This is a genomic window from Pseudomonas sp. MF6747, from assembly GCF_963890955.1.
Taxonomy (GTDB): Bacteria; Pseudomonadota; Gammaproteobacteria; order Pseudomonadales; family Pseudomonadaceae; genus Aquipseudomonas.
Map to the genome: position 1 here is coordinate 268,039 of NZ_CAWPSZ010000012.1, position 13,521 is coordinate 281,559.

Here is a 13,521-nt window from a genome sequence, read left to right on the forward strand (position 1 = left end):
CCTGCGCAGGGCTTTTGGACGCTTAAAACCCAAGGCCAGCCATGCACCACGACGAACATTTGCTTCAACTGATCATTGATGATCTGGCGCCGACGCAACATCTGCTCGAGCTGCTAAAGGAAGAATCCCTGGCCCTGTACGGCCGGGACATGCGCTTGCTGGAAGAAATCCTGGCGCGCAAGCAGTCGCTGATTGTGCTGCTTGAACAGCATGGCAAAAAGCGCAGCGAAATTCTTGTCAGCCTGGGCCTCCCGGCTGATCACGACGGCCTCGCACAACTGGCCAGCCACTCTTCGGTGGGCGATCAGTTGCTGGCGCAGAGCACCGCACTTAATCAATTGCTTGCCCAGTGCCAGGAAGCCAACCTGCTCAACGGTCAGTCGATCCAGCTGCAGCAAGCGACGACTGCCAACCAGTTGCGCATACTTCACGGCGGAGAACCCCCAGCGCTGTACAACGCCCAGGGTTCCACCTCGCGCCTGGTCAAGCCAAGCACCCGCAGCCAAGCCTGACAGTGGTTTACAGCGCGCACTATCCAAGGCGCGCTACATGCTGGCAAAATGCCGGTTCTTGCGTGTAGTCGTATTTTGTCTGGAGATGGAAGAACCGTGTTCAACGCCCTTAATGCGGAAGATGCTCCGCAGCCACCCAAGGTGCTCGCCACGCCTCTGGAAATCGCCAGCACATTGCGGATGCTGCAAGAAAGCCATGATCCACTGATCATTACATTCCATGAACGCAGCCAGCGCTTTCAGAGCTACCTGGTGGACGTTGACCGGGACAGCAAGACGCTGATCCTGGACGAAATGATTCCGCGTGACGGTGAACGCTACCTCGAGAATGGCGAACCTTTCCGCATCGAAGGCTTCCACGATGGCGTACGCGTCGCCTGGGAAAGCAACGGCACACTGACCATCAGTGAAAAAGACGGCCACCGCATCTACACCGGCAGCATGCCCGACGAGGTGGTCTACCACCAACGCCGCAATGCCTTTCGCGCGGCGTTGAAGCTGGCACAACTGGTCAGCATCGAACTGGGCGGCGAGAAGCTCAAGGCGCCGATCAGCGGCAAGCTCCTGGACATTTCCGCCACCGGCTGCAAATTGCGCTTTGAAGGCGACATTTCCGAGCGCCTGCAACTGGGCCAGGTCTATGACCGTTTTATTGCCGCCCTGCCCTTTGGCAGCATGACCACCTCTGTCGAGCTGCGTTACCTGCACTTCGAAGACAAGATCAACACCACCTTCGCCGGCGTGCGCTTTCACAACATGAGCGGGCTGGTGCAGCGCCAGGTGGAGCGGTTTGTGTATCAGCTGCAGCGCGAGGCGCGACGCTTTGACAAGGACGACGATCTCTAAGCGTTAACGATCGGGGCAAAAAAAAACGGGCAGATCCTGATGGGATCTGCCCGTTTTTGCATTCAGGGGCGCGCCCTGCTCAAATCGTGAGGATGCTCCTCCGGCCCCAGAGGTTCCGGCGGGCCTTCGAAGGCTGGCTCGTCTGCGGGCGGCTGTGGATCAGCGTCAGGTTCAGGATCGGGCACGGTAGTCTGCATTTGCTCCTGCACCACCGCCTCATCTACCCGGGGATCCAGGCATGCCACCAGCGGCGAGCTGGACATGCTGTCAGGCATCGCCACGTGGTGCAGCGGCGCATCGTCCACTTGGTGCAGGTTGGTCACCGCCTTCGGCCGGATACGCCACACCAGAATCAACGCACACAGGCTGAAAAACGCATACAACATATGGCTGCCGAAGAGCTTCATGACCACGCCCGCCAGCAACGGTCCGACACTGGCGCCGATGCCGTAGGTGACCAGCAACATCGCGGTCAACGACACCCGCCGATCGCCCTCGACGTGGTCATTGGAAAACGCCACCGCCAACGGATAAAGGCAGAACTGCACCAGGGAACACAAGAACCCGGCCACGAACAGCACTTCCAGAGGCACCTTGGTCAGCAGCGCCAGCGGCAACGCTGCCACTGCCAGGCACAAGGCAAAACACCGAATCAGCAAGGCGCGGTCATAACGGTCCGACAGCCAGCCCAAAGGCCACTGCACCACCAGCCCGGCGAAAATGCAGCTACCCATGAACAGACCCACTTGCTCGGTAGTCAGGCCTTGCTGCGAAGCATAGAGCGGCGCCAGACCATAGAACGAACCGACGATCAGCCCCGCGCCCAGCACGGTACTAAGTGACTGCGGCACGCGCTTTATAAAGAAGCGCGGCTCCATTGGCGCAGGATGCAAAGGCGCCGGGTGAATGCGCCGGGTCATGGCGACAGGCACCAGGCACAGGGCGAAGCACAGCGCGACCAACATCAGCAGCTCGAGGCCGAGTTCCGGGTGCATCACCAGGATCAGTTGACCCAGCACCAGCCCAAGGTAGGAGGCAATCATATAACCGCTGAACACCACGCCACGCTGCTTGGCGTCCGCCTGCTCATTGAGCCAGCTCTCGATGACCATGTACTGGCACATCATCCCCAGGCCCACGATCATCCGCAGTACGATCCAGGCGGGCAGCCAGTTGATCAGGCCATGGCCCAAAACGGCCGCCCCGACAATCCCGGCGCAGGTGGCATAGGCGCGAATGTGCCCGACGCGAGCGATCAGGCGGTGCCCGATCTTGCCGCCCAGCACCAGGCCAAAGTAGTTAGCCGCCATCAGCGCACCCACCCACAGGCTGTCGACGTGGTCGGCTGCCAGGCGCAAGGCAAGGTAGGTGCTGAGCAGGCCGGACCCGATCAACATCATCAAGGAGGCGAAATAAAGGGCTCGAAAAGATTTCCAGATCTGGCGCATCGGCGTTCCGAGCGGCTCCTTGCAGTGAGAGTCAGGGCTATCGGCATGATAGTCCGGGGTTGCCGGGTCCGGACAGGCGATATCGGCTGTATCCGGGGAATATTTTGCATATGGCTCAGACGCTGCCTGGCCGTGTGCAAGGTACACAGTTTGCGATAAATACACCGCGCACCTGCTGTGAACCCTCAACGGCGGCAAGGTTCGACCGGTGTTCACCAAGCGCGCACAAAAAAGCCCCGCCAGAGCGCTCTGGGCGGGGCTTTTTCACAGGTGCTGAATCTGGTGTCCCAGGGCCGGTTCGAACGGCCAACCTTCCCCTTAGGAGGGGGATGCTCTATCCAATTGAGCTACTGGGACAAATGACAGCCACCGGACCAGGGGCGCGGCGACGGACGGCGTGCATGTTAACGGCCGAGGTAGGTTTTGTCATGTCGTCCGTTGGCTTTTTGCGCGTAGGCCTGTCCTTGTTCTGCAGAGCGCCGTCTGAGTCCGTAAAACCGGGGGATTCGTCTCCGTCGTGCAAAATGCACTCCCCCAAAATGCCAGCATTGCAAATTGCAACCCTACGGGCCATTAAAGTAGACTTAAGGCACTGATTTTATTGAAATAATAGTTTGGCACGAGACCTGCAATACTTCTCCTACAAAACCTAATCGGCCACGGCGTTAAGCGGAGAACATGACCATGAACAGTGCCCTTCTGTTAGCCCTCAACACCGTAGCCCTCGCTGCACTGGTGACCTTCCATTTTCAATCGACTGGCAGCAATGATCCTGCACAGATCAGCCAGGCGGTGCCGCACCACTTGCAACAACGCCCACAATTGGCGGTGATGACGCCCAACGCACAATCGCCGGTACACCTGACCCAGGGCAGTCAGGCCGCGCCAGCATCTGAACACTGGGTTTTCTGAGGGATCGTGAATGACTAAATCTGCCTGGCTGTTTTTGTGCCTGACCGTTGCAACCGGCATCGCAGGCCTTGGTGCCGATGCCCAAGATGCGCAAACCACTGCTTTTGTCGCTACCGGTGTATGTGCAAGCCTCCTGCTGCTGACGCTCATCGTGGGCCGCAGAATCAAATTCGACCCCGTCTTGCGCTGATCCTTCCCTCCTGCTTATCCCCCTACCTTATGTCGCCTCGTGCTAGTAAATCGGCAAATTGCCACTAGTCTTAAACACGAGGGCAAAAGGCCATATTGCTATAGGATGTGCGACCTCAAACCCCGTCGCGGCCTGGACTTGCGAGAAGTTCCTTTGCGGAATTACTCATTGAAAAGTTTTCAAACCAGTCCGCAAAAATGCAAATGAGTGCTGGCATAAAGCCTTTAGGCAGTTCAATATTTGTCACAGAATTGACGCCAAGGAAATGTCAAATCTGAGGCATGATGCGGCCTCTTTGTAATTCGGGTTGAACTTTGGTCGTGAGCCTTGTCTTAACACTCATCTTGCGGCCAATTCCAAAAACCGCTCCCCTGAACTAACCGGTTAAATATATGCGCCCATTGAAACAGGCAATTTATTCCAGCCGTACGGCTGACAAGTTCGTCGTACGTCTGCCAGACGGAATGCGGGAACGCATTGCCGAGGTGGCTCGCAATCATCACCGCAGCATGAACTCCGAAATCATCGCGCGCCTGGAACAGAGCCTTATTCAGGAAGGTGCGCTGGGCGAAGAGTTGAGCATGCGCCTGGACAGCCCCGAGCTGTCACTGCACGAACGCGAACTGCTGCAGCGTTTTCGTCAGCTCTCCCACCGCCAGCAAAATGCTCTCGTCTCGCTTATTGCGCACGACGTCGAGGCGGCCGCAGAAGCCAATTGATCTGCAGTTGAAAGCCGAAGCCAGCCATGTGCTGGCTTTTTTTTGCCTGCGATTTGATCAAGGAGTGTCGAGAACAGACAGCAAAGCGGGAGCAGAGGTGCTCCCGCCGAGGGGGATCAGAGCAGAAAGATCGTCGCCAGGCCCAGGAAGATGAAGAAGCCGCCGCTGTCGGTCATGGCAGTGATCATCACACTGGCACCCATCGCCGGATCACGCCCAAGGCGCGCCAGGGTCATGGGGATCAACACCCCCATCAACGCCGCCAGTAGCAGGTTGAGGGTCATCGCGGCGGTCATCACAACGCCAAGCGACCAACTGCCATACAGCAAGTAAGCCACCACGCCGATCACGCCACCCCACACCAGGCCATTGATCAGGCCCACGGCCAACTCTTTGCGCAACAGTCGCGAGGAATTGGCCGTACTGACTTGGTCCAATGCCATCGCACGCACAATCATCGTGATCGTCTGGTTACCGGAGTTGCCGCCGATACCCGCCACAATCGGCATCAGCGCCGCCAAGGCCACCAGCTTCTCGATCGAACCTTCAAACAGCCCGATCACGCGCGAGGCGATGAAGGCTGTGATCAGGTTGATCGCCAGCCAGGCCCAACGGTTATGCAGAGAGCGCCAGACCGACGCAAAAATGTCTTCCTCTTCACGCAAACCGGCCATGTTGAGGACTTCGGTTTCACTCTCTTCACGAATCAGGTCGACCATTTCGTCGATGGTCAAACGGCCAATCAGCTTGCCGTTCTTGTCGACCACCGGCGCCGAGATCAAGTCGTAACGCTCAAACGCCTGCGCCGCCTCGTAGGCATCCTCATCCGGGTGAAAGCTCACGGTGTCGCTGGCCATCAAATCCGCAACTTTCTTGTCCGGATCATTTACCAGCAGACGCTTGATTGGCAGCACGCCCTTGAGGATGCCTTCGTAGTCAACCACAAACAATTTGTCGGTGTGACCGGGCAACTCTTTCAGGCGACGCAGATAACGCAGCACTACTTCCAGGCTGACGTCTTCGCGGATGGTGACCATCTCGAAGTCCATCAACGCGCCGACCTGGTCCTCGTCGTAGGACAGCGCGGAGCGCACTCGCTCACGCTGCTGGCTGTCGAGCGCTTCCATCAGCTCATGGACAACATCACGGGGCAGCTCAGGAGCGAGGTCGGCCAGTTCGTCGGCGTCCATCTCCTTGGCTGCAGCCAGGAGCTCATGATCGTCCATGTCGGCGATCAGGGTTTCACGGACCGAGTCGGATACTTCGAGGAGAATATCGCCGTCGCGGTCGGCCTTGACCAACTGCCAGAGGGTCAGTCGATCATCCAGCGGCAAGGCTTCGAGGATATAGGCAACGTCGGCGGAGTGCAGGTCATCGAGCTTGCGTTGCAGCTCGACGAGGTTCTGCCGGTGCACCAGGTTTTCGACGCGGTCGTGATGCGGACCTTCCTGGCGGTGCGTGAGGTCTTCGACCACGCGCTGGCGCTGCAGCAGCTCAATAACTTGAGCCAGACGATCCTGCAGGCTGTCTTGTGTTTTCTTTACTTCTACTTCGGTCATAGGCGAACTCCACTCCCAGCAGCGGGGCACGCCGGAAGGATCAATCAGTCAATTCATGATTGGTAAAACGGGGTACTAAGTAACTACTGGGTAAGTCCATGGAGGTATTCCACAAGCCCCGGCGGGGCTGACGGGCGCAATGATACACCGTGCGTCCGGTTTAAACGTTAAAAAACTGGAAAGAACAAGCGCTTGCGAGCCAAAGCTGAGCATTGGCTGCATCTATGAACTGCGACGACACGGCGAATAAGGAAAACACATGGCGCAGGAGAAAAAGATAAAATCCCACACAAACCCCAGACGGCAAAAAGCCCGCACTAGGCGGGCTTTTTGTTTGTATGGTGCACTCGACAGGATTCGAACCTGTGACCGCTCGGTTCGTAGCCGAGTACTCTATCCAGCTGAGCTACGAGTGCAAATTGTGTTTTTAGACCAGATCACAACTGGTTGAAGCCGAGTCACCTGCATTACTGCAACTGACTCTTAAATGGTGCACTCGACAGGATTCGAACCTGTGACCGCTCGGTTCGTAGCCGAGTACTCTATCCAGCTGAGCTACGAGTGCATTTGTTGCCGCGCATTATAGGCCGTTCAATCTCTATGTAAAGCTATTTTTTCGAGTAATTTCAACAACTTACCGAAAAAACCAGATTGCAACGTACTAAGCAAATAATGGCGGAGAACGGGGGATTCGAACCCCCGACACCCTTTTGAGGTGTACTCCCTTAGCAGGGGAGCGCCTTCGGCCACTCGGCCAGCTCTCCGCAACACGGGGCGTATATTAACCACGTTCATCCCCGTTTGCAAACATAAAAAACGATAAAAATTAAAGGCTTGGTTCTTCGTCCTTCTCTTTCTTGATCCGCAGGTAAATTTCCTCGCGGTGGACCGCTACCTCTTTCGGAGCGTTAACCCCGATACGTACTTGATTGCCTTTGACGCCGAGCACGGTCACGGTGATTTCGCCATCACCGATAATCAGGCTTTCTGCGCACCGACGAGTCAGAATCAGCATACCTTTCTCCTCACGCATTTCAGTTCAGGAACAACAGTCTGCAAAAAAAAGGCGTTCGACCTACGACGTGAAAGCCGCAGCCCTAACGGCCTAAGTATTGTCGAGCACACGCAAAAGACCATGCGCCCCACAAAAAAATGAAAGGCGCGGTAAACCGCGCCTTCCTGGCATCGCATCACTCGCCCTGTCGGGCCGGAGCGTCCAGCTCAAAAGCGGTATGCAGCGCGCGTACAGCCAGTTCCAGGTACTTCTCTTCGATCACCACCGAGACTTTGATTTCCGAGGTGGAGATCATCTGGATGTTGATGCTTTCCTTGGCCAGCGCCTCAAACATGCGGCTGGCAACGCCGGCATGAGAACGCATGCCCACGCCCACAATCGACACTTTGGCAATCTTGGTATCGCCGACTACTTCACGGGCGCCAATCTCGCTCGCCGTGTTCTGCAGGATCCGCTCCGCCGCATCGTACTCGTTACGGTGCACGGTGAAGGTGAAATCGGTGGTGTTATCGTGCGAAACGTTTTGCACGATCATGTCGACTTCAATGTTCGCGCCACTGATAGGACCGAGGATCTTGAAGGCCACGCCCGGAGTATCCGGCACGCCACGGATCGTCAGCTTGGCTTCATCGCGGTTGAAAGCGATGCCGGAAATGATCGGCTGTTCCATGGATTCCTCTTCATCAATAGTAATGAGGGTGCCCGGACCCTCTTTGAAGCTGTGCAATACGCGCAGCGGAACGTTGTACTTGCCGGCGAACTCCACCGCGCGGATCTGCAGCACCTTGGAACCGAGACTGGCCATTTCCAGCATCTCTTCAAAGGTGATCTTGTCCAGACGCTGGGCCACGGACACCACACGCGGGTCGGTGGTGTAGACGCCGTCCACATCGGTATAGATCTGGCATTCGTCAGCCTTGAGGGCCGCTGCCAGCGCCACGCCGGTGGTGTCTGAACCGCCACGCCCCAGGGTCGTGATATTGCCCTGCTCGTCCACACCCTGGAAACCGGCTACAACTACCACGCGCCCGGCTTTCAGATCTGTGCGGATTTTCTGATCATCAATCTGCAGGATGCGCGCCTTGGTATGTGCACTGTCGGTCAGGATGCGCACCTGGCTGCCAGTGTAGGACACCGCCGGTACACCACGCTTGTTCAGCGCCATGGCCAACAGGGCAATAGTGACCTGTTCACCGGTGGACACGATCACATCCAGCTCACGCGGCAGCGGCTGTTGATCACCGCTGATCGCCTTGGCCAGATCGATCAGGCGATTGGTCTCGCCGCTCATGGCCGACAGCACCACCACCAGGTCGTCGCCGGCGTCGCGGAATTTCTTAACCTTGTCGGCGACCTGCTCGATTCTTTCGACAGAACCGACCGAGGTGCCTCCGAATTTCTGTACGATCAAAGCCATTTCTAAGCCGCCTCAGCCCGTAAAGGGGCGCCCAATAAACAAATCTTCCAGCAACTGAACAAGCCCATGACTAGACCATGGGCTCATTAACAGCGCCTTAAATACCGGCCTCGACAAACGGCACAGTCAGGGCCAGGGCCGCGTCCAGGGCACCGGCGTCTACACCACCGCCTTGCGCCATGTCCGGACGACCGCCGCCCTTCCCGCCCACTGCCGCAGCGGCTTGCTTCATCAAATCACCAGCCTTGAGTTGGCCAGTCAGGTCTTTGGTTACACCGGCAACCAGAACGACCTTATCCTCATGGACACTGCCGAGCAGGATCACTGCGCGGCCGAGCTTGTTCTTCAACTGATCGACCAAGGCCAACAGCGCCTTGCCGTCCTGACCATCCAGGCGCACGGCCAGGACCTTCACGCCCTTGACGTCCAGGGCAGAGGCCGACAGATCATCACCCGCTGCGCTGGCAGCCTTGGCCTGCAACTGCTCCAGCTGTTTTTCCAGCTGGCGGTTGCGCTCCAGTACCCCAGAGAGCTTGTCGATCAGGTTGTCGCGGCTGCCCTTGACCAGGCTGGCCGCTTCCTTGAGTTGTTCTTCGGCCGCATTGAGGTAGGCCAGTGCCGCAGCACCGGTGACCGCTTCAATACGCCGTACACCCGAGGCCACACCGCCCTCGCTGATGATTTTCAGCAGACCGATGTCGCCGGTACGGTTGGCGTGGATACCGCCACACAGCTCCACCGAGAAGCTGCCGCCCATGCTCAGTACGCGTACTTCGTCGCCGTACTTCTCGCCAAACAGCGCCATGGCGCCTTTGTTTTTGGCGGTTTCGATGTCGGTTTCTTCGGTTTCCACCGGAGTATTCTTTCGAATTTCGGCGTTGACGATGTCTTCCAGCGCCTTGATCTGCTCAGGCTTGATCGCTTCAAAGTGGCTGAAGTCGAAACGCAGGCGCTGGCTATCAACCAACGAACCCTTCTGCTGCACGTGCTCACCCAGCACCTGGCGCAAGGCGGCGTGCAGCAAGTGAGTGGCGGAGTGGTTCAAAGCAGTTGCATGCCGCACGTCGGCATCCACCTGAGTGTCTACCGGCGCGCCGACGGTCAAGTTGCCCAACACCAACACGCCGTGGTGCAGGAATGCGCCGCCGGTCTTGGTGGTGTCGCGCACCTCAAAACGACCGGACGTCGAGCTCAGGTAGCCGCAATCGCCCACCTGGCCACCGGATTCGGCGTAGAACGGCGTCTGGTCCAGGACCACAACAGCCTCTTCGCCTTCATTGAGCACGTCGACCGATTTGCCGTCTTTATAGATGGCCACGATCTTCGCCGCGCCAACGGTCGCCTTGTAGCCGATGAACTCGGTAGGCACATCAACCTTGACCAGCGTGTTGTAGTCCAGACCAAAGGAGCTGGCAGAGCGAGCGCGCACGCGCTGGGCTTCCATCTCACGCTCAAAACCCGCTTCATCGACGGTCAGCTCGCGCTCGCGGGCGATGTCGGCAGTCAGGTCCATAGGGAAACCGTAGGTGTCGTACAGCTTGAACACCACGTCGCCCGGCACCACGGTGCCTTTGAGCTCGGCCAGGTCCTGCTCCAGAATCTTCAAGCCGTGTTCCAGGGTCTTGGAGAACTGCTCTTCTTCAGCCTTGAGCACGCGCTCGATGTTGGACTGCTGCTGCTTGAGTTCCGGGAAGGCATCGCCCATCTCGGCCACCAGTGCGGCAACGATCTTGTAGAAGAAGCTGCCGCTGGCACCCAACTTGTTACCGTGACGGCAGGCGCGACGGATGATCCGGCGCAGCACGTAGCCGCGGCCTTCGTTCGATGGCAGTACGCCGTCGGCGATCAGGAAGCTGCAGGAGCGGATGTGGTCAGACACCACCTTGAGCGAAGACTGACCTTCGTTGGCGCAGCCGATGGCGGCGGCCGAAGCGCTCAGCAGGTTGGTGAACAGGTCGATTTCATAGTTGGAGTGAACGTGCTGCATCACCGCACTGATCCGCTCCAGGCCCATGCCGGTGTCGACCGACGGGGCTGGCAACGGATGCAACACGCCATCGGCGGTGCGGTTGAACTGCATGAACACGTTGTTCCAGATCTCGATGTAACGGTCACCGTCTTCTTCCGGCGAGCCCGGTGGGCCGCCCCAGATGTCGGCGCCGTGATCGTAGAAAATCTCGGTGCACGGGCCGCATGGACCGGTATCGCCCATGGTCCAGAAGTTATCGGAGGCGTAAGGCGCGCCCTTGTTGTCGCCGATGCGAATCATGCGCTCGACCGGCACGCCGACTTCTTTGGTCCAGATGTCATACGCTTCGTCGTCCGTGGCGTAGACGGTGACCCAGAGTTTTTCCTTGGGCAGCTTCAACACGCCGGTCAGGAAGGTCCAGGCGAAGGTAATCGCATCTTTCTTGAAATAGTCGCCGAAGCTGAAGTTACCCAGCATCTCGAAAAAAGTGTGGTGACGGGCGGTGTAACCGACGTTTTCCAGGTCGCTGTTCTTGCCGCCGGCGCGCACGCACTTCTGGCTGCTGGTCGCGCGGGTGTAGGCGCGCTTTTCCTGGCCCAGGAAGCAGTCCTTGAACTGGTTCATCCCCGCGTTAGTGAACAGCAGGGTGGGGTCATTGCCTGGGATCAAGGAGCTGGAGGCTACACGGGTGTGGCCTTGCTCTTCGAAGAAGCGAAGGAAGGCTTCACGGATTTCTGCGCTTTTCATTAGGTTCTTCCACGGAGTCTGCGGCCAAAGGCCAGTGCGCAACATCATCAGACGGAGCGACGGCAAAGGGCCGCATTATATCGGCCCTTTGCCGGTGGTACAGCGTGTTTATGTGATAGAAACAGTCAATTAGACGGTCTGCACCGTCATTTGCGTGAAAACTCGGCAAATGTCTGCACGACTTGCTCGATCTGTGCCCGGCTGACATCCAGGTGAGTGACCATGCGCAGACGCGGCGCAGCGCTCAACTTGATGCCGCGCTCGGCAGAAAAGGCTTTCAACGCGTCGGCGCGGTCACCGATCTGTACGTAGACCATGTTGGTCTGCACCGGCTCCACCGCATAACCGATCTTGCGCAGTTCATCGCCCAGCCACTGGGCGTTGGCGTGGTCATCGGCCAGGCGCTGCACCTGATGATCCAGGGCATACAGCCCGGCCGCCGCCAGCGAGCCGGCCTGGCGCATACCGCCGCCGACCATTTTGCGCAGACGACGCGCCTTCGCGATCAACGCGCGCGAGCCGCACAACACCGAGCCAATCGGTGCACCAAGGCCCTTGGACAGGCACACCGAAACCGAGTCGAAGTGCTGAGCAATTTCCCGCGCGTCCACCCCAAGCTTGACCGCGGCGTTGTAGATCCGCGCGCCATCCAGGTGCAACGACAGCCCATGCTCACGGGTAAACGCCCGCGCTTTCGCCAGGTAGTCCAGCGCCAGTACCTTGCCTTGCATGGTGTTTTCCAGCGCCAGCAGGCGGGTGCGGGCAAAGTGGAAGTCATCCGGTTTGATCGCCGCCAGCACATGCTCCAGGTCCAGCGAGCCGTCCGCCTGCACCTCCAGCGGCTGCGGCTGGATCGAACCGAGTACCGCCGCGCCACCGCCTTCGTATTTGTAGGTGTGGGCCTGTTGGCCGACGATGTATTCCTCGCCACGCTCACAGTGAGCCATCAACGCCAGCAGGTTGCTCATGGTGCCGGTGGGCACGAACAGCGCAGCTTCGAACCCCAGACGCTTGGCCATCTCGGCCTCCAGCAGATTGACGCTGGGGTCTTCGCCGTAGACGTCATCACCACTGACGGCGCTGGCCATCGCGTCGAGCATGCCGGGGCTGGGTTGGGTCACGGTGTCGCTACGCAGGTCGATCACAGACATGAAACAGGCCTCTAACGGGGTAATGTGATGTGCTCTTGTGGGTGATTACTGCGGGCAAAGCCACGGAATATCAAGCCCCAATTGGCTTCAATCGAATACCAACCAAACAAACCGATATAGGTTATCAATACGGCGCTCGTGCAGTTTTTGAAAAACCATGTTAAAAACTCTCCGCCGCCAGGGTTCTGGTGGCAACGTTCTCAGGGCGGGGTGTAATTCCCCACCGGCGGTAATTGCACGCAATGTGCATAGCCCGCGAGCGCTTGGCGCCTCGAACTGCTCACGCAGGACGGCGACAAGGTCAGCAGACCCGGTGTGATCCCGGGGCCGACGGTCATAGTCCGGATGAAGAGAGAACGGGATTGGCACCTAAGGGCCGCGCGCTGGGTTCATGCTTGCATGAGCCAGTGGTTCGTACCCTTAAATCCCATTCGATTCATAACGCCCTGTTTTTTTCTTAAACAGGAGTCAGAACATGCAACCCACCGCAATCGACAGCAAACTCAAGAACCATCACGGCGAGCGCGTCGCGTTTATCCAGGCCTGCTGGCACAAGGATATTGTCGACCAATCGCGTAAAGGCTTCCTCGCCGAAATGATCGCCCAGGGCTATCAGGAATCGGACATCGATTTCTTCGAAGTCGGCGGCGCCTTTGAACTGCCCCTGCACGCCAAGCTGCTGGCCAAGACCGGCCGCTATGCCGGCATCGTCGCAGCCGCACTGGTGGTGGACGGCGGCATCTACCGTCACGAATTCGTCGCCCAATCGGTGGTCAGTGGCCTGATGCAAGTGCAGCTGGAAACCGAAGTGCCGGTGTTCTCGGTGTCCCTGACGCCGCATCACTTCCACGCGGGCAGCGAACACCACACCTTCTTCTACGAGCACTTCGTCCACAAGGGCCAGGAAGCCGCGCGCACCTGCGCCGACACCTTGCACAAAGTGCGTGCAATCCGTCGCAGCGAGCAGAAACTGGCGGTGTAAGTCGCCCCCGAAAACGCCCCGCCCACCCTGGTGAGCGGGGCGTTTTTCGTTCAA

At 58.4% G+C, this 13,521-nt stretch carries 12 protein-coding genes, 4 tRNA genes and 1 riboswitch; of the genes, 6 read left to right on the forward strand and 10 right to left on the reverse strand.

All coding sequences use genetic code 11. The features are described 5' to 3' along the window. Positions 1-41: 41 nt before the first annotated feature. Both AACW30_RS13955 and AACW30_RS13960 read left to right on the forward strand, forming a co-directional pair. Positions 42-512, forward strand: coding sequence for a flagella synthesis protein FlgN (locus tag AACW30_RS13955; protein WP_106576129.1), 471 nt, complete (start codon positions 42-44; stop codon positions 510-512). Positions 513-608: 96 nt separating this feature from the next. Beyond that, on the forward strand, positions 609-1,358 hold the full coding sequence (locus AACW30_RS13960; protein ID WP_106576128.1) for a flagellar brake protein: 750 nt from the start codon (positions 609-611) through the stop codon (positions 1,356-1,358). Positions 1,359-1,420: 62 nt separating this feature from the next. On the opposite strand, the gene AACW30_RS13965 is transcribed toward AACW30_RS13960, so the two are convergent. Beyond that, complete coding sequence (locus tag AACW30_RS13965) at positions 1,421-2,806, reverse strand: MFS transporter (protein ID WP_106576127.1); 1,386 nt, start codon at positions 2,804-2,806, stop codon at positions 1,421-1,423. Between the two features lie 280 nt (positions 2,807-3,086). Beyond that, positions 3,087-3,163, reverse strand: a tRNA-Arg gene (locus AACW30_RS13970). A gap of 327 nt (positions 3,164-3,490) precedes the next feature. Here AACW30_RS13970 and AACW30_RS13975 point away from each other — a divergent pair. The 3 genes from AACW30_RS13975 to AACW30_RS13985 all read left to right on the forward strand — a co-directional run bounded on the left by AACW30_RS13975 (position 3,491) and on the right by AACW30_RS13985 (position 4,627). Then, positions 3,491-3,718 carry a hypothetical protein gene (locus tag AACW30_RS13975; RefSeq protein WP_106576126.1) on the forward strand — a complete coding sequence of 76 codons (228 nt, stop codon included), beginning with the start codon at positions 3,491-3,493 and terminating at the stop codon, positions 3,716-3,718. Between the two features lie 10 nt (positions 3,719-3,728). After that, complete coding sequence (locus AACW30_RS13980; protein WP_200622881.1) at positions 3,729-3,908, forward strand: PA3371 family protein; 180 nt, start codon at positions 3,729-3,731, stop codon at positions 3,906-3,908. 392 nt (positions 3,909-4,300) lie between these two features. Next, positions 4,301-4,627, forward strand: coding sequence for an Arc family DNA-binding protein (locus tag AACW30_RS13985; RefSeq protein ID WP_003193592.1), 327 nt, complete (start codon positions 4,301-4,303; stop codon positions 4,625-4,627). A 116-nt stretch (positions 4,628-4,743) separates the two neighbouring features. On the opposite strand, the gene mgtE is transcribed toward AACW30_RS13985, so the two are convergent. The 8 genes from mgtE to ltaE all read right to left on the reverse strand — a co-directional run bounded on the left by mgtE (position 4,744) and on the right by ltaE (position 12,485). After that, on the reverse strand, positions 4,744-6,186 hold the full coding sequence (mgtE, locus tag AACW30_RS13990; RefSeq protein WP_053257609.1) for a magnesium transporter: 1,443 nt from the start codon (positions 6,184-6,186) through the stop codon (positions 4,744-4,746). A 339-nt stretch (positions 6,187-6,525) separates the two neighbouring features. Continuing rightward, positions 6,526-6,602 (reverse strand) — tRNA-Arg (locus AACW30_RS13995). A gap of 72 nt (positions 6,603-6,674) precedes the next feature. Continuing rightward, positions 6,675-6,751, reverse strand: a tRNA-Arg gene (locus tag AACW30_RS14000). A 108-nt stretch (positions 6,752-6,859) separates the two neighbouring features. Then, positions 6,860-6,950: transfer RNA gene (locus AACW30_RS14005), tRNA-Ser, on the reverse strand. A 62-nt stretch (positions 6,951-7,012) separates the two neighbouring features. Then, a complete protein-coding gene (gene csrA / locus AACW30_RS14010) occupies positions 7,013-7,201 on the reverse strand; it encodes a carbon storage regulator CsrA (RefSeq protein ID WP_003175645.1) in 189 nt (62 codons plus the stop codon). Positions 7,202-7,376: 175 nt separating this feature from the next. Next, a complete protein-coding gene (locus AACW30_RS14015) occupies positions 7,377-8,618 on the reverse strand; it encodes an aspartate kinase (protein WP_056861669.1) in 1,242 nt (413 codons plus the stop codon). 97 nt (positions 8,619-8,715) lie between these two features. After that, positions 8,716-11,334, reverse strand: coding sequence for an alanine--tRNA ligase (alaS, locus tag AACW30_RS14020; protein WP_106576124.1), 2,619 nt, complete (start codon positions 11,332-11,334; stop codon positions 8,716-8,718). 146 nt (positions 11,335-11,480) lie between these two features. Then, a complete protein-coding gene (gene ltaE / locus AACW30_RS14025; RefSeq protein WP_200622882.1) occupies positions 11,481-12,485 on the reverse strand; it encodes a low-specificity L-threonine aldolase in 1,005 nt (334 codons plus the stop codon). Between the two features lie 192 nt (positions 12,486-12,677). Next, positions 12,678-12,847: riboswitch (FMN riboswitch) on the forward strand. Between the two features lie 113 nt (positions 12,848-12,960). On the opposite strand from ltaE, the gene AACW30_RS14030 reads away from it, so the two are divergent. Then, on the forward strand, positions 12,961-13,467 hold the full coding sequence (locus AACW30_RS14030) for a 6,7-dimethyl-8-ribityllumazine synthase (RefSeq protein ID WP_119741967.1): 507 nt from the start codon (positions 12,961-12,963) through the stop codon (positions 13,465-13,467). The last annotated feature ends 54 nt before the right edge of the window (positions 13,468-13,521 follow it).

Excerpts from the sequence above, each read along its gene's own strand:
- AACW30_RS13955 (WP_106576129.1), top strand. The coding sequence starts at position 42 with ATGCACCACGACGAACATTTGCTTCAACTGATCATTGATGATCTGGCG.
- AACW30_RS13965 (WP_106576127.1), bottom strand. The coding sequence starts at position 2,806 with ATGCGCCAGATCTGGAAATCTTTTCGAGCCCTTTATTTCGCCTCCTTG.
- AACW30_RS13975 (WP_106576126.1), top strand. The coding sequence starts at position 3,491 with ATGAACAGTGCCCTTCTGTTAGCCCTCAACACCGTAGCCCTCGCTGCA.
- AACW30_RS13980 (WP_200622881.1), top strand. The coding sequence starts at position 3,729 with ATGACTAAATCTGCCTGGCTGTTTTTGTGCCTGACCGTTGCAACCGGC.
- AACW30_RS13985 (WP_003193592.1), top strand. The coding sequence starts at position 4,301 with ATGCGCCCATTGAAACAGGCAATTTATTCCAGCCGTACGGCTGACAAG.
- mgtE (WP_053257609.1), bottom strand. The coding sequence starts at position 6,186 with ATGACCGAAGTAGAAGTAAAGAAAACACAAGACAGCCTGCAGGATCGT.
- csrA (WP_003175645.1), bottom strand. The coding sequence starts at position 7,201 with ATGCTGATTCTGACTCGTCGGTGCGCAGAAAGCCTGATTATCGGTGAT.
- AACW30_RS14015 (WP_056861669.1), bottom strand. The coding sequence starts at position 8,618 with ATGGCTTTGATCGTACAGAAATTCGGAGGCACCTCGGTCGGTTCTGTC.
- alaS (WP_106576124.1), bottom strand. The coding sequence starts at position 11,334 with ATGAAAAGCGCAGAAATCCGTGAAGCCTTCCTTCGCTTCTTCGAAGAG.
- ltaE (WP_200622882.1), bottom strand. The coding sequence starts at position 12,485 with ATGTCTGTGATCGACCTGCGTAGCGACACCGTGACCCAACCCAGCCCC.
- AACW30_RS14030 (WP_119741967.1), top strand. The coding sequence starts at position 12,961 with ATGCAACCCACCGCAATCGACAGCAAACTCAAGAACCATCACGGCGAG.